General features: G+C 66.2%; 14 protein-coding genes, 2 pseudogenes and 1 CRISPR repeat array (1 of these 17 running past the window's edge). Of the genes and pseudogenes, 8 read left to right on the plus strand and 8 right to left on the minus strand.

Annotated elements, in window-relative coordinates; genetic code table 11:
• Window positions 1-150: direct repeats of the CRISPR family, unit length 36 nt; unit sequence GTTGCAGTCCCTTCGGGGACTGCGCTTCATTGAGGG (it extends 889 nt beyond the left edge of the window).
• 43 nt (window positions 151-193) lie between these two features.
• Entirely contained in the window at window positions 194-964 is a 771-nt protein-coding gene (locus tag JG540_RS00455) for an alpha/beta fold hydrolase (RefSeq protein WP_200276008.1), read from the minus strand.
• Between the two features lie 323 nt (window positions 965-1,287).
• Between JG540_RS00455 and JG540_RS00460 the strand changes: the two genes are divergently transcribed.
• The 7 genes from JG540_RS00460 (at window position 1,288) to JG540_RS00490 (ending at window position 6,617) form a co-directional block, all read left to right on the plus strand.
• Window positions 1,288-1,926 (plus strand): hypothetical protein, encoded by a 639-nt coding sequence (locus JG540_RS00460; RefSeq protein WP_200276010.1) that lies wholly within the window; start codon window positions 1,288-1,290, stop codon window positions 1,924-1,926.
• A 176-nt stretch (window positions 1,927-2,102) separates the two neighbouring features.
• Window positions 2,103-3,224, plus strand: a complete 1,122-nt coding sequence (locus JG540_RS00465; RefSeq protein WP_200276012.1) for a hypothetical protein — start codon at window positions 2,103-2,105, stop codon at window positions 3,222-3,224.
• A 4-nt stretch (window positions 3,225-3,228) separates the two neighbouring features.
• Window positions 3,229-3,396 carry a hypothetical protein gene (locus JG540_RS00470; RefSeq protein ID WP_200276014.1) on the plus strand — a complete coding sequence of 56 codons (168 nt, stop codon included), beginning with the start codon at window positions 3,229-3,231 and terminating at the stop codon, window positions 3,394-3,396.
• Window positions 3,397-3,434: 38 nt separating this feature from the next.
• Window positions 3,435-4,409: a class 1b ribonucleoside-diphosphate reductase subunit beta gene (gene nrdF, locus JG540_RS00475; RefSeq protein ID WP_200276016.1), complete on the plus strand. Its 975-nt coding sequence runs from the start codon at window positions 3,435-3,437 to the stop codon at window positions 4,407-4,409.
• A 203-nt stretch (window positions 4,410-4,612) separates the two neighbouring features.
• Entirely contained in the window at window positions 4,613-4,783 is a 171-nt protein-coding gene (locus JG540_RS00480; protein ID WP_200276018.1) for a hypothetical protein, read from the plus strand.
• Window positions 4,784-4,890: 107 nt separating this feature from the next.
• On the plus strand, window positions 4,891-5,769 hold the full coding sequence (locus JG540_RS00485) for a hypothetical protein (RefSeq protein WP_200276020.1): 879 nt from the start codon (window positions 4,891-4,893) through the stop codon (window positions 5,767-5,769).
• A gap of 68 nt (window positions 5,770-5,837) precedes the next feature.
• Entirely contained in the window at window positions 5,838-6,617 is a 780-nt protein-coding gene (locus tag JG540_RS00490; protein ID WP_200276022.1) for a formate/nitrite transporter family protein, read from the plus strand.
• Between the two features lie 42 nt (window positions 6,618-6,659).
• Here the strand turns inward: JG540_RS00490 and JG540_RS00495 are convergent, their stop codons facing one another.
• Window positions 6,660-8,363, minus strand: coding sequence for a DUF885 domain-containing protein (locus JG540_RS00495; protein ID WP_200276024.1), 1,704 nt, complete (start codon window positions 8,361-8,363; stop codon window positions 6,660-6,662).
• A gap of 683 nt (window positions 8,364-9,046) precedes the next feature.
• On the opposite strand from JG540_RS00495, the gene JG540_RS00500 reads away from it, so the two are divergent.
• Window positions 9,047-10,018, plus strand: a complete 972-nt coding sequence (locus tag JG540_RS00500; RefSeq protein ID WP_200276025.1) for a hypothetical protein — start codon at window positions 9,047-9,049, stop codon at window positions 10,016-10,018.
• Here the strand turns inward: JG540_RS00500 and JG540_RS10690 are convergent.
• The 6 genes and pseudogenes from JG540_RS10690 to JG540_RS00530 all read right to left on the minus strand — a co-directional run.
• Window positions 9,979-10,203, minus strand: a pseudogene (locus tag JG540_RS10690) (transposase); the annotation flags it as partial. The gene JG540_RS00500 and the pseudogene JG540_RS10690 overlap by 40 nt on opposite strands.
• Before the next feature lie 482 nt (window positions 10,204-10,685).
• A pseudogene (locus tag JG540_RS00510) lies at window positions 10,686-11,988 on the minus strand (ISL3 family transposase).
• 221 nt (window positions 11,989-12,209) lie between these two features.
• Window positions 12,210-13,400, minus strand: coding sequence for a hypothetical protein (locus JG540_RS00515; RefSeq protein WP_200276027.1), 1,191 nt, complete (start codon window positions 13,398-13,400; stop codon window positions 12,210-12,212).
• Window positions 13,400-15,301, minus strand: coding sequence for a hypothetical protein (locus tag JG540_RS00520; protein ID WP_200276029.1), 1,902 nt, complete (start codon window positions 15,299-15,301; stop codon window positions 13,400-13,402). The genes JG540_RS00515 and JG540_RS00520 overlap by 1 nt, the downstream gene beginning before the upstream one ends.
• 21 nt (window positions 15,302-15,322) lie before the next feature.
• Entirely contained in the window at window positions 15,323-16,516 is a 1,194-nt protein-coding gene (locus tag JG540_RS00525; protein WP_200276031.1) for a hypothetical protein, read from the minus strand.
• A complete protein-coding gene (locus tag JG540_RS00530; RefSeq protein WP_200276033.1) occupies window positions 16,513-18,567 on the minus strand; it encodes a hypothetical protein in 2,055 nt (684 codons plus the stop codon). Before JG540_RS00530 ends, JG540_RS00525 begins: the two co-directional genes overlap by 4 nt.
• Window positions 18,568-18,796: the final 229 nt, after the last annotated feature.

Genomic DNA, 18,796 nt, shown 5'->3' on the forward strand with positions numbered 1-18,796 from the left:
ATTGAGGGGACCGCCTCCGAGACCAGGTGGAGCGGGCCGTGGGCGTTGCAGTCCCTTCGGGGACTGCGCTTCATTGAGGGCGCAAGATCAGAGACAGAGTGAAGTCCGCCCGGAGTTGCAGTCCCTTCGGGGACTGCGCTTCATTAACATGGGCGCCCCTGCTCCCTACGCTCGCCGGACTCAGGTAGCGGCCTCAGCGCCCTAGGACCAGCTGCGCCGTCTGCTGGGGGTGGGAGTGCATCATCTGGTGTGAGGCCCCCGCAACCACGTGGTAGCTGCAGCGCCTGCCTGAGGCCGCCAGCCGCTTCAGCCAGGACACCGGCGTCAGGGCGTCCTTCTGCCCGCCCACCAGCACGGCCTCACAGTCCAGCTCCCCCAGGTGCTCAGCCAGCTGGTAGCGCAGGAGTGCGGGCAGGATCTCCGCCATGTACCAGGGGCCCGCCCGCAGCAAGGAGTATCCGGTGGCCAGCATCGAGCGCGGCGGCTCGTGCACCGCCGCCTGGCAGAACCGCCGCACCACCACGCCCAGCCCGCCCTCGGCGTCGTTGATAACCGGCGCCAGCAGCACCACCCGGTCGGCCAGTGACGGGTCCTGCCTGACCGCCTCCACCACCACCTGGGTGCCCATCGAGTGCCCCACCCACACGGCGCCCGATCCTGCCCCCAGCTCCTGGGCCGCCAGCCGCGCCACCCGGGCGAACTGCCCGATGCGCAGCCCGGCGTCCGGGTCCTTCGTGGGCCCGAAACCCGGCAGGTTCAGCACCAGCACCCGCCCGTGCGCCGCCAGGAGCCGCGCCAGAGGCCGAAAGTAGTAGGAGGACATGCCCAGCCCGTGCACCAGCACGAAAGCCTGCTCGCCTTCCCCGAGCAGCCGCGCCACCACCTCGTAGCCGTCCACCGTCACCGAGCGTGTGGAAAAGTCCAGTTGGGAGGGGGTGTCTGGCTGGGCGGGAGCGCGGGTCACGGCGCACAGCGTAGCCCTGTGGGTGCGCACGCGCCGGGCCTTCCAGGTCCCTGCCCGTGCCGGGACGCTACCAGGCGACGACGACGCCGCGGCCGCCCAGGCAGATGACGCCGCGGGGCCGCTGGAGTACCCGACAGACACGCACCTTCCCCAGGCCTCTGGTCCCAACGAGCCAAGAGTGTGCCGGTACGACGCCGGGGTCGCCTAGTCACACAGGCAAAGCTCAAGCAGCCGCGCTCCACAGGGGGCGTTGCGGGGAGCCGGTTGTCAGACCTTTGGTGAAAGTGCTTCATACCTAGTGCCAGCCGGTTAACGTCTCGTCTATGCTCCCTGAGAATCCCGCCAGCTCCGCACCACAGGCCGTCCCTGAGTCCGTCCCTTCCGTGCCGGCCTCTGAAGACGACACGGCAGAAGGTGACGCCTCCTGCCCTGGGTCCACCGCCGTCCCGGCGTCGCCGGATGATGAGAACGATCCTGATTCACCAGAGATGTCGCAGGTGTACGCCCGCCGACAGGCTATCGCCTATATCGCTGTGGGCCTGTTCTGTCTGGGGTTATTCATAGCGTTCCCGCTTGTGCGCCTCGTCGATTTGCTGGGAATCGAGGATATGCTGCGCCGTAACGGTTTGAAGCACCTGGTGCGGCGGTACTTTGCGTACTCCCTGGCTGTTGATGAGGTCGACGCCGAGATCGCCGGCGGCTGGTTGCATGGGCGGACCGTGCAGGTAAAGGTCACTTTGGTCTCAGAGGTCTCCCGCGCGGATATCTGCGAGCTGCTCGCTGGAGCCGAGCAGCGCTTCGGGAACCTGGAACTGCACCATATCGGCCTGGAAAAGATAAGGGTCCTCCTGCGCGGGAGCATTCCCGGGGGCGGTGACGAGTTCCGACTCGATATTCCGGACCGTCGCGAGAGCAGGTACCCCGAGAATGAGAAGGAGCATCAGCGGCTCTGCGGCGGCTAAGCCGACGCTAGCCGGTGCGAGGCCGGTGCTCTCCCCTGATGCACTGAGACCCTGACGCCCCGGAACCCGGACGCCCCAACACCCGGCTACCACTCCCCATGCAGGGGGTACTACAGCCCATGCGGTGCGCCTCCTGATCCATGGAATGGCGCGGCCTACATGGATACGTTGAGAAGGTGAGCACCCACTCCAGTACCCAGCTGCCTCCGCTGCCCCCGGCTTACCCCGCGGCGCCACCCCGCCCAGCAGCAGCTAGCGGCTTCCTCTGGTTCCTGCTGGGCGCGGTGAGCGGCTTCGTAGTCGGCGTCCTGACGGCGACCATGCTGTCCTCTGTGGTGAGGGGAGACTTTCGCGTGCCAGCGGCTCCGCCCGAGCCGGCCTCCACGACGCTCACGGACGAATGCGCCAAGGTCCACGCCGTCGAGGCTGCGCTCAACAGCGCCGCCCAGAAGCAGACCACCCTGGTCGACCCGCAGGTAACCGTCTCCGACCCCTGCTCAGAGGTGGCTCTCACCGCCAGCCTCTCCGGCACCCCCGACGCCGAGAGCGTGGCTGCGCTGCACGAGGCGCTGCTGATTGATACCGGGGAGGCGATCTCCCAGGCCGATCGGGGCAGCACCAAGGTGAGTCTGCACTGGATGGTCGGCGGCACCGAGGTGACCACCGAGGCCACCTTGAACAACGACGCCGCCGCGCTCCTGCGTACCTCTCTGACCGCTGCCCTGGAGATCGCCAAGCTGGGGCCCCAGAGCGTGCAGGTGCTCCCTAGCGCCTACCAGCCCGCCGTGCACGTCACCTGGGGAGCGGTCGGCAGCACCCAGCTGGCCATGATCCACCCTGACCCAGCCACCAACCCGAACGGCACGGCCATCGAATACCACCAGGAGGCCGCCGTCGGAGAGCTCGCCGTCGAGATCATGCAGGAGAGCGGCACCGGAGCCGTCGACGACGCCGAGCTGCGCCGCTGGGTGGATGAGGCGGTGCGCACCAAGGCCACATCCCTCAACGTGAACGCCACCCCAGGCGGAGTCGGCCGTGCCTTCGCCTTCCCTGAGGCCAAGGAGAGCGCGCAGCTGGAGCCCAAGGCCGTGGAGCTGCTGCGGGGCGTTGACCAGTGCGCCGCCGGCACCTTCACAGAGGTCTCTGGCTTGGGGGACCGCGACGAGCCCAAGGTCCTCTTCCGCTATGACTGCAAGGACGGTCGGCTCGCCGTCGCCCCGCTGCCGGTCAGTGCCAAGGAGCGGGAGATCACGGACAACGAGGCCGCCCAGCGGGCCCTGGACGCCGCACGCCAGTAGCCGCGTGCGGGCGCCTCCCGCCGCCAGGACCGGCCGCCCCGGCACCGCCGTCGCTGTATCCAAGGGGGCCGCCAAGGTCACGGCCCTGCTGCCCGGCCCCTCCGTCGCTGTACCCAAGGGGGCCGCCAAGGTCACGGCCCTGCTGCCCGGGGGCCGGCGCCGTCGTGGGTAGCATGAGCAGCACAGGCAGCCAGCACTAGGAGAGTCCCCATGCACGAGCCGATCAAGCTCATCGACCGCGTACAGGCGATCAACTGGAACCGTCTCCAGGACGACAAGGACCTAGAGGTCTGGGACCGGCTCACCGGAAACTTCTGGCTGCCGGAGAAGGTGCCGCTTTCCAACGACGTCCAGTCCTGGGCCACCCTGACCGAGGCGGAGAAGACCATGACCACCCGGGTCTTCACCGGCCTGACCCTGCTGGACACCATCCAGGGCACGGTGGGGGCCGTCTCCCTGATCCCCGACGCCCGCACCCCCCACGAGGAGGCGGTCTACACCAACATCGCCTTCATGGAGTCGGTGCACGCCCGCTCCTACTCCTCCATCTTCTCCACCCTGATCTCCACCGCCGAGATCGACGAGGCCTTCCGCTGGAGCGAGGAGAACCCCAACCTGCAGCGCAAGGCGCAGATCATCCTGGACTACTACCGCGGGGACGACCCCGAGAAGCGCAAGGTCGCCTCCACCATGCTGGAGTCCTTCCTGTTCTACTCGGGCTTCTACGCCCCCATGTACTGGTCCAGCCACGCCAAGCTCACCAACACCGCCGACCTGATCCGCCTGATCATCCGCGACGAGGCCGTGCACGGCTACTACATCGGCTACAAGTACCAGCTGGCGGTGCGTGAGTCCTCCCCGGAGCGCCAGGCCGAGCTCAAGGACTACACCTTTGACCTGCTCATGGAGCTCTACGACAACGAGGAGCAGTACACCGAGGACCTCTACGACGACCTGGGCCTGACCGAGGACGTCAAGAAGTTCCTGCGCTACAACGCCAACAAGGCCCTGATGAACCTGGGCTACGAGGCCCTGTTCCCGCCGGAGGCCGTGGACGTCAACCCGGCGATCCTGGCCTCCCTGTCCCCCAACGCCGACGAGAACCACGACTTCTTCTCCGGCTCCGGCTCCTCCTACGTGATCGGCACCGCCGAGGCCACCCAGGACGAGGACTGGGACTTCTGAGGCCCCCTTCCAGGCTGCTGCCTGCCGCGCCGACTCCTGCCCGACGACGGCGGGGCTGGGGCCACCCCGGCCCCGCCGTCGCTCACAGGTGCACGAAAACAGACATCCCCAAGGCGGACATTGCTGACAAGCGGCCAATGTGTGCAAAGGTGGTGCTGAACATGTTCAACAAAGGCCCACTGTCAGCAAAGTAGTGCTTGCTGATGTTCGACAAGTGCCCGATGATGAACATCATGGACCTGAACATGTTCAAGAACCCCAGCATGGGAGAGCTTGTGGAGCTGGGGCTGCTCAAGGTCCTGAACCCAGGCTCCCAGCCGCGGCGCTTCGTGGCCCCCGCGGTGCTGGAGGTGCTGCTGCGCGGCGGTCGCTGAGAACTGACCCGCCCGCCCAGCGCACCGGCCCGGCTGTGCGTCTGCCCGCCTGGCCCAGCCAGGCCGCCTGGCGCCCCACCCCGCCTCGGCGTCGTTAGGCTGCCCCCATGAGCGAGTACTTCGTGGGCAAGCAGGACGCCGACGGCCAGGACCCGGCCGAGCCCCCCGTCCCCGGCCAGCCGCCAGCCGCAGAGGACGCCCCCCAGCGTGCTTCCATGGGCACCCACACCCCCGTGCCCGGAGAGACCGTACGCCTGGGCCTGCCCTTCAACGGCGTCGTGCCCCTGTGGTACGAGGGCGAGGACATCACCTGGCACCGCAGCCTGGACCTGGACCTGTCCACCCTGCTGGGCCTGGGGCACGTCCAGACCGTCCCCGGCCCCTCCCCGACCCCGCCCGGCTGGAGCGAGCAGGTGGAGGTCGCCACCCTCAGCTACCCGCCGGAGGAACCCGGCCCCACACTGCACCTGCAGGCCGTCGCCCCCACCGGCCGCCGCGCCGTCAACCACGAGGGACAGGGCGCCCTGCTACGCCTGAGCCCGCCCCTGGAGGCCCAGGCGGCCCTGGCCGACGGGCTGGACGAGACCTCCCTGGCCATCCACGTGGGCCGCCTGATGATCCGGGCCGCCCGCGACTCCGCCATCCTCCTGTTCACCCTGCGGGCCCCCCACGACCCCGAGGCCCACCACCTTCTGTCCATACCGGCGGAGGTGGACGAGCAGCTGGTCATGCACTTCCACCTGGGCACCCTCCTGGACATGGACGGCGGCGCCTGGGCGGGAGCCACCCGCCAGGACGGCATGAGCCTGCTGGACCTGGACGTGCCCTTCGAGCCGCTGCTGGCTGCCGGCAGTGGCGAGGACGCGCCCGGCCTGGACGCCAACGGGCTGGTGGACATGGCCCGGCCCGTGGTTGACTGCCTGCTCAAGCCCGGCTTCCCCTTCGCCCTGGGCTACTCCTTCATCCTGCCCCAGGAGCCACGGTGACCGGTCTCACCGCCAGGCTGGGCCCAAGGTAGCCCTGCTGCGGCCCCCGCAGGGTCCAGAGTTGGGGCGTGCTTACACTCACTGAGAACCTGGCGGCCCAGGACGCGGCCGCCCGCCACAAGACCCACGGCGCCAAGCGCCCCCTGGAGTACCTGGTGGCCGCCGCGCTGGCCGGGATGTTCATCGGCCTGGCGGACGTGTTCATGATGACGGCGGCCGGTCCGCTGCGGGACGCTGGCAGCCCCTGGGCGCCGCTGGTTGGGGGTGCGGTCTTCGGGATCGGCCTGATCCTGGTGGTCTTCGCCGGGGGAGAACTGGCCACCAGCGGCATGATGATCCTGCCGGTAGGGTCCTTGCGCAAGGCGGTGCGCCCGGGCCGGGCCGCCACCACCCTGGGCCTGATGCTGGTTGGCAACCTGCTCGGCTCCGTGCTGGTGGCCGCCCTGGTGCGTGGCTCCGGGATCATGGCTGAGGGCACCGTGGTGGGCGGAATGCTCAAGGCCGTGGTGACGGGCAAGGTACACCACGACAACACCGAGCTGTTCTTCCGGGGGGTGCTGTGCAACATCCTGGTCTGCCTGGCCATGTGGTGCGCGACCCGCTGCGAGAACGAGGTCGCCAAGATGATCCTGATGGCCTGGTGCATGGCAGCCTTCGTCGGCTCGGGCTTCGAGCACGTGGTGGCCAACATGACCACCTTCTCCCTGGGTGTCCTGCACGGAGTAGAGGGCGGCACCCTGGCGGAGGCAGCCCGCAACCTGGGCGTGGTCCTGTGCGGCAACCTGGTGGGCGGCGGCCTGTTCGTGGGCGGTGCCTACCTGCTGGCCGCCCGCACCGAGCAGCCCTGACGGCGCGGAGCCGGGCGGGGTCCCAGGACCGCCCCGCCGTCGTCAGGCCAGGGCCTGGCGCAGCACGTCCAGGCCCACCGAGCCCAGGCGCAGCGCCCGCATGTGGAAGTCCTTCAGGGAGGATCCCGCCGCCAGCGACTCCGCCCGCGCCTGCTCCCACAGGCGCTGCCCGATCGCGTAGGAGGGTGCCTGCCCCGGCCAGCCCAGGTAGCGGTCCAGCTCGAAGCGCAGGAAGCCCTCACCCATGGCCACGTTGTGCCGCAGGAACTCCCAGGCGGACCCGTAGTCCCAGGTCCCCTCGCCCACGCCGGGCAGGTCCACCAGCTCGGCCGGGCGGGGCTTGCCCAGGTGCGCCCCGATGTCCAGCACCACCCGGGCGGCCCGCAGCCGCTGGGAGTCCAGCATCCCAAAACGGTCCCCCGGGTCCTCCTGGAAGCCCAGCTCCGCCATCAGCCGCTCGGCGTACAGGGCCCAGCCCTCGCCGTGGCCGCTGACCCAGCAGCACAGGCGCCGCCAGGAGTTGAGCTCCTCGCGCAGGAAGGTCTGCATCCCCACCTGCAGGTGGTGGCCGGGCACCCCCTCGTGGAACACCGTGGTGCGCTCCTGCCAGGTGGCGAAGTCCTCGGTGCCCGCAGGCACCGACCACCACATGCGGCCAGGGCGGGAGAAGTCGTCGCTGGGGCCGGTGTAGTAGATGCCACCGGTCTGCGACGGCGCGATCCGGCACTCCAGGGTGCGCAGCGGCTCCGGGATGTCAAAGTGGGTGCCGTCCAGGGCCTCGATGGCGGCGTCGGAGGTCTTCTGCATCCACTCCTGGAGGGCCTGGGTGCCGTGCACCGACCGGCTCGGGTCGGCGTTGAGCCGCTCCAGGGCCTGGCGCACCGTGGTGCCGGGGCCGTAGAGCTCGGCGGCGATCTGGCGCTGCTCGGCGTCGATCTCCGCCAGGCGCTGGCGGCCCCACTCGTAGGTCTCGTCCAGGTCCACCTCCGCCCCCAGGAACTCACGGCTCAGGAGGCTGTAGCGGTCGCGGCCCACGGCGTCGGCCTCCGGGGCCTGGGGCAGCAGGTGGTCGCGCAGGTGCTCGGCCAGCTCCGCGTAGGCGGCGCGGGCGGCGGCGCTGGCCTGCTCCAGCTCCGTGCGCAGGGACTGCGGCAGAGGGCCGGAGGTAGTAGCGGCGTCCTTGATGAGCGCCGTGTAGGAGCTGGTGGGCTCCTGGGCCTGGTCCTGTGCCTGCTGCACGCAGGCCTGCACCTGACGGCGGGCGGCCACCTGCCCCCGGCTGGCGGCCAGCTCCAGGCACTGCCGGTAGCCCTGCAGGGCGCGCGGGACGTCCCGCAGGCAGGAGGCGAAGTCCGCCCAGTCCGACTCGGTGGCGGTGGGCAGGTTGTCGAACAGGTCGCGCAGGCCCTGCACGGGACTGGCGATGTTGTTCAGGCTGCGCAGGTACTCGCCTGCCTCAGCCAGCTCCAGCTCCAGGCCCAGGCGCTCGCGCATGGCCGCCAGGGTGACCCGGTCGGTGTCGTCGGCGGGCGTGGTGCCCTCCAGGGCCTGCAGGGTGCGGCGGTTGAGGTCCTGATGGGCCTGCAGGCCCTCGGGGGAGTAGTCGTCCAGCTCGCCACGGCGTCCCGGCAGGCCGTTGTAGACGGCGAACTCGGGGGAGAGCTCGGCCAGGCGGGCCACGTGCTCCTCAGCGACGGCATCGACGGCGGTGGGCTGGTGGTGCGTGGGCACGGCGGTATCAGTCATGCCCCGAGGCTAGGGCATAGCTCCGGGGCCAGGGAACAGGGGAACAGCAGGGGCCGTGGAGAAGCGGTTCATGAGTGCGGCGGGGAGTGCGGCGACGACGGTTCCGCGCGGTTCTCGGAGTGCCAAGCGCTGAATACTATTAGCCAGCCTGCGGGATATTAGTGGTCTGGCAGGACAAACCTATTATGCCCGAGCACTCAGTCTGCGGGTCCGTGCTGGGCGTGGCAGCAAGAACCCCAGTCAGTCAGGGAATACTGGCCTCGGTTGTTAGGTGGGGCGGGGTGAGGCGTCGGGTGGCGGCAAGTGCAACAAACGGCAATAGCTCTCAGGGACAAACCGGGCGATAGGGGGTTGGCGACTGGGTTCCAGCAGGCCGAGTTCTCATAAAAGCGGCTGTCCTGTCCCCGCCCGATTTCACCGCCCCTAGACATGTCTCAGCAACAGTAACGTCGCGCTAAACAATAAGCGATCATGCAATAGTTTTCTAACCTTCTGGGGCCTTGCAGGTAGCTCCCGTCTACGCAAAACGAGGATAGTTGACTCCATTACATTTGGTCAGGCATATAGGTTATATCTATCATAGCTGTGCTCTGTCACTCTGGCCTTGGCTCCCGCTACGACGTCCTGTAGAATGAAATGAAAGCATTTGCCCACTAACCTAATCGACTCCATTAGGGGAACTCATGAGTGACGACAGCCCCAAACAGCAGGGCAAAGCGGACGAAGAGGTCGCCAACGCAGCGAAAGCATGCGAAGCAAACCAGCCTGTGGTTAAACCTGGCAAGGCGGCTAGTGTGCACGAATCAAAACCCTTCCACTCGATGATTCGAAGGGTCAAAAGGCACCCGTGGGGCACCGTCGTCGCAGTTGTTGGATTTTTTGCGGCGCTAACAACTGTCATTCATAACTTGCAGGGTATTTACCCGTCTCCCGAACTGCAATTCACGCCTAAGGTCTATAGTCATGCAGCGGATGTGGGTGCGCAAGGAGGAGTCAACCTAACAATCAGGAACAGTGGGAACAGCAATGCGGTAATAGACAAGGCCTGGATAACGATAGAAGACTACAAGTATATGGAGCCATGTCCTACAGGTCTAGGTGATGGCGGCCCCATTAGGGCGGGGGTGTGCAGGGTAATTGAACTACCGGTAGATCCTGTTATCGGCACGAAGATCGACCTGGACCTCGGGTCGGGGGTAGACGTCCCGCCCAATGGTGCCGCGAGCATCAGTTTTCCAATTAGGATATTAGGTGACAAATACAGTCGATTAAGCGTATACTTATACAAACTAAATATTACTCTTAAGCAAGATGATGGAACCATACACAAGGTACCTAGTCCGATAATCGTGTCTCTGCCTTTCGACGACTTCGCGAGCATCCATCGAATCTGGGTGCCTGATGAACTGGTGGCCTTGGGGGACGACGGACGCAAAACTATTTCCAAAAAACAGGACATATATGGGCGGTATGGAGTGGATTCGCGCATTTGCTACAAAGGGAACGAGGTTGTGCTCAAGGGTTTTCTGACCGGAAATGCAGTACTGTCGCCGAACCTCTCAGACCTACGAGAAGCACTCAATACAGGCAGGCTTGAGCAAAAAAATGGCCGAGATTACCCCTTGCCTGCATCTACGGACGCCCCGTGCTTGTAATTACAGGCTCGATTTTCGAGGTTGGCCTTTATTGGCTCATTTTCCAATTGAGGGTGTAGGCGGGGTCTGAATCCTCCGGTCTCTAGTAGGCTGCGGGTGGTGTAGTTGGCCAGATTGCGGAAGCCCAGGGCGGGGCGGCGCGTGCGCTCCAGTCGGTCATTGATGGTCTCGGTGGGACCATTGGTGGTGCCGTGGCGGTCGAACTAGGTTAGCACGTTAGGGCTGCATTTCTTCAGTGTCCGGCCCAGCATTATCATCTCGGTCAGTGCATGGGTACGCAAGTGCTTATGTCTGCGATTACCTCGGCCATAGGGTGCGCCCCCGGCGGCAAGCTTGGTGCCGGGGGCGGCGACCATCTTGGGGCAGATACCCCGTGTCGCTTCCACTTTTACGTTGTCGTCAGCGGCAAACATGTCCTGGAGCCGGACGCGCTGACGGTCGGTGAGCAGTTCGGTGCGGGTACGCAGTAGGGGTCTTTCAGTGAGATCGTGTAAGTGGCTCTATCGCTCGGCCGGGCTGGAGGAGTCGTGATGACTGGGACAATAACCAGCGCCTGCTCATTGGTCGTGAGATTGGCCAGGCTGGGGGTTGCGGGCCCAGCACCACTACAGGAAGGGTCGGCTGAGTTGGACCGTGCCCGCGGGATGGGTGGGTGGTGCTCGGCTCTTCACAGTTGAGGGTGTAGGTGGGGTCTGAATCCTCCTGTTTCGAGCAGGCTGCGGGTGTTGTAGTTGGCTGGGTTGCGGAATCCCAGGGTGCTGCCACGTAGGTGTTACGGGTGGCCGTTAATTGCCTGGGTGGGCCGACTGTGGTGTGGGGGCGGTCGAAGTAGGCCAGCATGTCAACCGGCCGCCTTTTGAGCGTGCGGCCCAGGGTGATGACCTCGCTGAGAGCAGCCGGGACGCCATCGGAGATCGAGGTGATCAGCGCCCGCATGATGCTCTTGTCCTTGGCCCTGTCGGGCTGGCGGTAAGCGGCAACCATCTTCTGGTACACGCCCCAGGTGGCTTCAACCTGGAGGTGATCATCGTTTGCGAACAGCGCCTCCAGGCGGGGGTGCTGAGGGCCGGTGAGCAGGTTGGTGCCGGTACGCAGCAGACGCTGCGCCCGGTAGAGCGCGTCACTGGCCAGGCCCCGGTGACCGTGCAGCTGCTGCCGGGCACGGCGTCGGCACCCCTCCAGGGCCTCACCTGCCAGGTGGACACCGTGGAAGGGGGCAGCACCGCGTTGGCCTGGGCCAGCTCCTGGGCACTAGTGGTCTTGAAACCGGTAAACCCGTTCATCGCAACCCCCTCCACCGCCTCCCGCCACTCCCGAGGGGTGCTGGGCCAGCCAGGCCCCCCAGGGCCTGCTCGGAGCGGCCCGGGCCATGTCCAGCAGCCGTGCCCTGCCGGTGCCCTCATGCACAGCAGTTAGGTCGATGACCACGGTCACGTACTTCTCCCCCGGCGAGTGTGGCGCCAGCAGTGCTCATCGACCCCAAGCACGGTGACACCTTCCAATCGGGACGGATCATCGATCAGCGCCCAGCGTGCCTCGGCCAGGACCGCGTCGTTGGCCGTGTTCCACGAGACACCCAGCCCTTGGGCGACCCGGGCCATGGACAGGTGCTGGCACACCAGTGCCTCCAGGCCCCAGTGCACACCGGCCCGGGAGGCCTTGGCACGCGGCTGGCCACCTGGCTGGCATCCTGGCGCCACAGGTGCCCACACCCCTGGCAGCGGTAGCGGCGCACGGTTACTAGCAGCGTGGTGGGTCTCCACCCAAAGGGCCATGAGCCAGCTGCCTGGTCACCGTGTCACGAGCCACCCCCAGGCCGCCCGCCAGTGGCACCACTCATCTGGCTCGACCACGCGGCAGGCCAGCACCGCACGCTCGGGCTCAAGGCGTTGGCCGGTGACCTCCCCACCGAGCCCCTCAAGGCCGGTGGACATGGTCAAGCCAGGGACAGCCAGGGTAGCGTTAGACACATCGAGGTCTTCCAGACGGGCTGATGCAGCAACCCCCACCACTGGAACACCTCGACCCCCACCCAGGCACCAACACACCAACCCCACCCACACCCTCAACTGTGAAGAGCCGCCAATCCTCCCGGGGTCGGTGTTGGGACGTGCGCGTCTTCCCGGGAGGGAACTGGGTGTGGGGAAGGGGCTTTACAACTCAGCAGTAGCCAGGTGGGAGGTTCTATGCCTCAGCCAGCCTGCGGGATGGTCGTGGTCCTGCAGGACAAACCTATTATGCCCGAGCACTCAATCTGCGGGTCCGTGCTGGGAGTGGCAGCGCCGATGCTCCATGAGGCCAGGACGTACTTTGTCTTCTCACCGTCCGGCGTCGTCTCGACAACCTGCTGATACAGCTGGATGAGGTTCTGCGTGGCCCCTACCTGGTACTGGGCAAATAAGCCAGTCGTGGGTGTGCGTGCACCGGTTCCCGGCGCATAGAGCTCACAGGTCTGGGTGTCTTCAGTCTCGCCAGCAGACTGCGGCTCGCAGCGATGCAGCACACCGTCAGGGGACACCAGTTTAACGCCCGTGACAGTGCCGGTGACCGTGCCTGAGGTGTCCATAAGGCTCACCGTGGCGATGCTGTGCCTGAACTCACGGTCATCTAGGTCCCGCAGGGGCGTGTCTGACAGGAAAAGAGACTCGCCGTCCGCAGCAACCAGCCAAAGATCGGTGTGCTGTACCTGCGCCGCCGCTTGGCGGTCAGCCAGAGGAAGTCGTGTGAGCGTGGAGGGCCCGGTCAAGGCGTGAGGGTTCTCAGACCAGTCCAGTCCGGCTGGAAAGTCTGTGCCGGAGGTCTGAATAACCATATCCGTGTTGGTCAGGGACATCCCTAGCAGCACGCCTGCCTCGGTTCCCGTGCGAACCACTGCGCCGGTCTCCGTTTCAAGTACCGCATAAGCTACCACCGCCTGGTCGAGCGGATGCAGATCGTGTGAGGCCGCAGTCAGGCCGAGGAACCGCCCATCCGGGCTCAGCTCGGAACGCATCCCATGGAAATCGTTGAAGCTGATCCTCGACCTGAGCTCCTGAGACCAGCGCACAGCACCATCTGGAGTCAGGGCCGCCACCTCAAAACCCGGGGGATACTCGTCCAAGCCGTAGTGACTGACAACCATGACCGGTCCCTGGGGGCTGGCGTGGGACCGGATGTCGCCCAAGTGCTCCACGGACCTGTCCCAACCGTCCTGCTCCCGTTCCAGTGGCTTGAGGAAGTCAGGCTCCCCGGTGGCGTTTTTCTCGACCACCTGCAGGACTGCCTCGTCGGGTGAGACCTTGGATCGGAGATGGGTGGAGGTGGCGGGCAGGTGGCAGCCTGCCAGCAGAGTCAGGGCAGCGCAGACTGCCGCTATGGCGTGGGAGCGTTGACGCAGTCTCATCATTTGCTCCTGATTCCGTAGACCCGGTAGATCGTGGAGTACCCGGGCTGGGAGTAGCCGACCTTGGATATCACCAGCACCGCGCCGGGTGAGTTCAGCATCCGCAGCTCCTTAGAGGGCCTGCCTCCTATGTCATGGGCTGGAGGCATCGGAAAGCTAGGGAAATGGGCGCCAGCGGTCGTAGGTATCTCGATGGTGGTGCCTGCTGAGCCGTCGCCGGGAAGCAGGTGGAGCCGGCCGCCACCATCCTGCACCTCCTCAAACGTCAATGACGCCGCCGCAGTCCCCGGGTCCTGGTTGCCGGGATGGACCTGACCGGTGTCCGCCCGCAGGACGCTGACCACGTTCACGAACTGCTGCCTGAGCGGATCATGGGCATCCACTCGCCCATCTCTGCGTCGCCCCATCAGGCAGAGGTCCCCTGAACGCATGGTCATTCCTGTATTCAGGCCGGATACCGTGCCCAGCGGCACCGGGGTAGCCTCGCCGGCAGCCAAGGCGTCCACGTTGACGGCGTGCGCGGGGGCGCCGTCGATAAGCTCGTCCTGAGCCTCCTGACTCTTCAATGCCTCCCGGGCGGCAACCGGGTCATCCCACTGGGCTATCCAACCGCCTCTGACCTGAGACCCACCGCTCCAGGGGTCCTCGACCACCCCAGTGACCTCCCCGACCTTGCTCCCGGACTCGGAGAACAGGTCCAAGGAAAAGGAATCTGCCTGCTCGGCCGCCGGAACCAGCAGCGTCGCGTGCCCACCCTGGCCACTGAAACCGCAGAACTCGGGGCCGTTGTCATCGGCGTCACCGCGCGCTCCGTGCTTCTGTCCGGGTTTCTCCGGCAGTTTGATCTGCCACAGCGTGCGCCCGTCACTGAGCCTGACTACCTGGGGGCCATCGGCCACCACCGAGTCAGTGAGCTGCACGGAGTACCCGTAGGCAGAACGCCGCTTCAAGGTCACGGCTCCGGTTGAGGTGTCCAGGACCACCAGGTGGGTTGCGCGCCGCTCCTTGTCCCTGGCGTCCTTGGCGACGAGACGCAGCGCCAGGTGCCGCCGGTCCGGGCTGACCACTGGGCGGTCCTGGCCACACTCCTCACGGTCTTCGTTCATGACCGTGGTGCCTGGTAGGCGGTAGCTCCAGGTGATGGAGCCATCCTCTGGGTTGATGCCATAGGCCCCATCCCGCTTGATGAGCACAGGGCCAGCCGCCCCGGCGACGACGTCCTCCACCTCGTCCGTGCTCAAGGTCCAGGCCACCTCGCCGGTGACGCTGCTGGGCATCTGCGGCAGCGCAGCCGGTGTCGGCACAGTCACTGACCGGTCAAAGCGCAGCAGCGCAAACGGACTGGCGACGTTCGCCAGCATCAGGACCGCAGGCAAGGCGGCCACCGCGAGCTGCCAAGGTCTGGACAGCTCTGGATATGTGTCAGACCTGGGATTGCTCTGAAGCCACCGCCGGGTCAGGTCCGCCATCAGAGCAGCGGTGTAGCTGACTCCGGCGGCGAGCAGGGCGCTGGACTCATGCGGCACCAGCTTGAAGGTCTGGATGTCCTCCATGAGGTTAGCCTTGAGCAGCTTCGCGAGCACTGCCCCCAGAGCTGCCATGAGCAGGAGCCGCACGACCAGGCCGCGCTTGCTCTCGTAGCCATCGATGCCGCTGAGCCAGATCACCGGGATCAGGACGGTCAGACCAGCCAGTGCAGCCAGGTACGTATGTCCGGGCGGGGCTACGTTCGTATACCGCCACCAACAGAACAGTCCTATGGAGGCCAGCAGCGTCAGCAGGCAGCCCCGGCGCAAGGCCGAGACGATGGACGCCCACTGGCGCTGGCCGGACGCGCTGGCCGTGGCCGTGGCCTCAGCGGTGGCTGCGCCGTCGGCGCCGTCGACTCGCTCTTCAGTCATGTCGCTGCCTTTCCTGTCGCCTCACCACAACTTGATCTTGTCGACGCCGACGGTGTGGACCTCAAGGCCAAGTTTCCGGTTCACCATCCAGGGGCGTGCCTGCGTGCTGGGGGTGGTAGCGCCAAGGCTCCAGGACTGAGGTTCCCTGGTTACGACCCTGCCGTCGGAGCCGGTCTGCTGGCGGGTCAGCACCACCACCTCCTCAGTGGGGCCACTGGCTTGCAATGCGTACAAGCCCGCAGTGGAGACACGCGCCCCGGACTCCGGCTCATAGAGCTCGCAGTTCTGCAGTGTGTCGGCGTCCTCGTCGGCTGTCGGCTCACAGCGCTCGATCACGGCGTTGTGAAGCACGTTTCGCACGCCGGTGACGGTGCCGCTGACCTGGCCCTCCGTGTCAACCAGATCGACTGAGGTCAAACTACCAGTAAGGGCTATTCCATACGGGTTATATGACGACTCAGATGGCTGTGCGTCCGAGGTCAGCAAGGTGCTTGCCCCCGCCCCTGCCAGCCACTGCGAGGTGTTCTGTATCTTGGGGGCAGCCTTGCCGTCGGCCAGTGGGAAGCGTGTCAACCGAGATGGCCCGGTGAAGGCTGCTGGGTTCGGGGACCAGTCCAGTCCTGCGGGAAAGTCCGTGCCAGAGGTCTGTATAACCATCTCCGAGTTGGTCAAGGCGAGTCCGAGCAAATTCCCAAGCACGGCGCCTTTTCGCACGGTCCTGCCCGACTCCGCGTCCAGCAGCACGTATCCGCTGGCAGTGTTGCCGTTTCCGTCAAGCACGTGAGTCTGTGTCGCCAGCGCCAGGAAACGACCGTCCGGGCTGACCTCTAGTCGTGGGCCCAGGCTGCCATGGTAGTTGTCAGGCGCGATGATCTCACGCGACCACCTGGTGGCACCCTCTGGTGACAGGCCGAACAACACATGGTGGAAGTTAGCTGGCTCTGCGGATTTGCCGTAGAACCGCACCACCGGGCCGAAGCGGGTCGCCTTTGCCTCTGGCACGGAGCCGGACCTAAGTCGCCAGCCGTGCTCAGTCGGGATGGCGGTGACCGACCATGCCCAGCTGTCGCCCTTCAGTTCCTTGACGGTTGGGGTCGCAGCTTGGATCACACTGAACGGTGACCACTCCATGACGGTGGTGGGCTGGCAACCGGTCAGCAGGGTGAGAGCCACCAGTGCCGTCGCAATGGCGCGTGCGCGCAGTGACGTCCTCATCGCTGGCTCCTGATGCCATAGAGGCGGGTCACGGTGGTTGACTTGTCACGTTTTACGGGCCAGGTGTGGCCAGCCTCGTTGGTTACCACTATCGCTCCGGGAGTGCTAACAAGCGTCAAGTCGGGGTTCTCGTAGAAGTAGGGCCGTAGCTCCCGGCTGAACAAGTATAGGGCGGTCTGCCTGGTAACCGTGCCGGTAGCCTCCGTGACACCGTCGCCAGCCAGCAGCCGGAGCTGCCCCTCGGACGCCTGAGAATCCTTGCCGGCGTCTATCTGCAGCGTCGAGGCCCCCACTCCCGCGTCCTGGATGGCGGGGTGCGCCTGACCAGAGGCCGTGCTAAGCACGGTGGCTACGGGCGTGATCTGCCCTTCTTTCGGGGTCTTTGACCCATCGATATCCATATGCGCCGGGCGTTTCCCCATCAGGCACAGGTCTCCGGAAGCGGTGCTCATCATTGTGTTGACGCCAGAGACGGTCCCCAGAGGCACAGGCGAGGCACCGCCCTGCGCCAAGGCGTCCACGTTGACAGCGTGCGCTGGAGCGCCCTCGACCAGGCGATCGGGGTCGCCACCGTCAGACAGGGCGGCCTGCGCGGCCTGCGGGTCATCCCACTGGGCGGCCCAACCTCCCTGGACCAGCGGAAAGCGCGTGAGTGGATCTGTGACCAGCCCGGTCAATGTGCCGAGCTTGGTGCCATCCTCCTGTGCGAGCACGTCCAGGCTGTCGAGCCCGTTGCCATTGGTGGCCAGCAGCACGCTGTGCCCGCCGGTCCCCACGAAGCCCCGGTAATACACCTCCCAGTTCTCGTACCTGACCTCAAATACCTCCCGGGCTGAGTCAGGCAACCGCCACAGGGGGCGCCCGTCCTCCAGGCGCAGGACCTGGGCGCCGTCGGCAATAACCGAGTCAGTGATCTGCAGGGAGCCCCAAGGATCGGAGCGCCTGTTGACGGTGACCTTGCCGGTGGTGGTGTCAATGACCACGAGCCAGGTGGTATCGGGGATCCCGCGGTAATGGAAGGACTGGAATCGCACCGCCATGTAGCGGAGGTCCGGGCTGGTGAGCGCAGTGCTGTAGCCGGTGGCGGCGTTACCGAGTGAGAGGATGGAGGCGGGGGCACGGCGGTAACGCCAGGTGATTGACCCGTCCTCCGGGTTGACCCCGTAGACGCCGTCCTTCTGCAGCAGGACCGGGCCCGCCGCCCCGGCCACCACTCCCAGAACCTTGTCCGCGGTGAAGGTCCAGGCCACCTCGCCCTGGGCGCTGCTTGCCAGCGCGGGAAGCTGGGCGGGTGCCGCCACGGTCTGAGAGACCTCAAAGCGCGGCCAGTAAAGAGGTGCGGCGTGCATGCCGAGCACCAGCAGGGCGGGAACCGCCGCGACCGCATAGCGCCAGGGCTTGCTAACGGTCGGTCTGGGCTTCTTGCCGGGGTGGCATACCAGCCAGCGGCGCAGCAGGTCAGCGGCTGCGATCGTGATGAGGCTCAGTCCCGCAGTCATCACCAGTGTGGGCTTCCAGTCGCAGGTGTCCAAAGTAATCACGTAGAGGACGTGCCAGATGCACAGCGGCAGCATCAGCGCGGCCCCTATCCCGCCTATGAGCAGGAGCTGCAGCGTCAGCACAAGCTTGTGCTGGCTGCCTGCCAGGTCCGTGAGCCACACAAAGAAGATCCCTAACGGATATAGAAGGAAGTGGGGAGGCACAGGTGGTGATGGCGGTTCCGTGAGCGTGATCTGCCACCAGAGGATCGCGCATACGGAGACCACCAGGGTCAGTCCTGCACCCCACTCGAAGGCCGCGAGGATTGAGCTCGCGCGGGTGGGTTCGGGATTGTCAAAGTAATCGCGGTGTGCCTTGGCCACCTTGGCCTTGGCTTCAGTCTCGGTGGTGCTCGCGACCGCGTCGGTGTGGTCGCTTGCCTTGGCTGGGCTGTCAGCGGCGACGGCGCTCGCGGCGTCTTCAGCAGGCGGCTCACTCGGCTGCTGGTCCTTGGGGGCGACGGCGTCGTCGGAGCAGGTGGCGTCGTCGTCCGGTGCAGGGTCAGGGGACATGGGGCCAGTATTACGGCCTGTGGGCACTGATAGGTGTTCCTGGGCGTGGGTACCCCTGCCCGGTACGGCCCAGGTGCGGGACGGACCACCAGTGCCGATGCCGCTTGCGGGCCTGCGCCGTCGCGGCAGAGTCCCGGGCAGTCGATGAGTGCGGGCATCAGGGCGGGTGCCGGTAGCCGGAGCACCTGCCACCCGCCACCGGGCCCGCACGCACCATTCACCCAGCGGG

It is taken from the genome of Actinomyces weissii (assembly GCF_016598775.1).
Lineage (GTDB): Bacteria > Actinomycetota > Actinomycetes > Actinomycetales > Actinomycetaceae > Actinomyces > Actinomyces weissii.

Coding starts and splice junctions, on each gene's coding strand:
- JG540_RS00460 (WP_200276010.1), top strand. CDS start 1,288: ATGCTCCCTGAGAATCCCGCCAGCTCCGCACCACAGGCCGTCCCTGAG.
- JG540_RS00485 (WP_200276020.1), top strand. CDS start 4,891: ATGAGCGAGTACTTCGTGGGCAAGCAGGACGCCGACGGCCAGGACCCG.
- JG540_RS00525 (WP_200276031.1), bottom strand. CDS start 16,516: ATGAGGACGTCACTGCGCGCACGCGCCATTGCGACGGCACTGGTGGCT.
- nrdF (WP_200276016.1), top strand. CDS start 3,435: ATGCACGAGCCGATCAAGCTCATCGACCGCGTACAGGCGATCAACTGG.
- JG540_RS00480 (WP_200276018.1), top strand. CDS start 4,613: ATGTTCGACAAGTGCCCGATGATGAACATCATGGACCTGAACATGTTC.
- JG540_RS00495 (WP_200276024.1), bottom strand. CDS start 8,363: ATGACTGATACCGCCGTGCCCACGCACCACCAGCCCACCGCCGTCGAT.
- JG540_RS00520 (WP_200276029.1), bottom strand. CDS start 15,301: ATGACTGAAGAGCGAGTCGACGGCGCCGACGGCGCAGCCACCGCTGAG.
- JG540_RS00500 (WP_200276025.1), top strand. CDS start 9,047: ATGAGTGACGACAGCCCCAAACAGCAGGGCAAAGCGGACGAAGAGGTC.
- JG540_RS00515 (WP_200276027.1), bottom strand. CDS start 13,400: ATGAGACTGCGTCAACGCTCCCACGCCATAGCGGCAGTCTGCGCTGCC.
- JG540_RS00530 (WP_200276033.1), bottom strand. CDS start 18,567: ATGTCCCCTGACCCTGCACCGGACGACGACGCCACCTGCTCCGACGAC.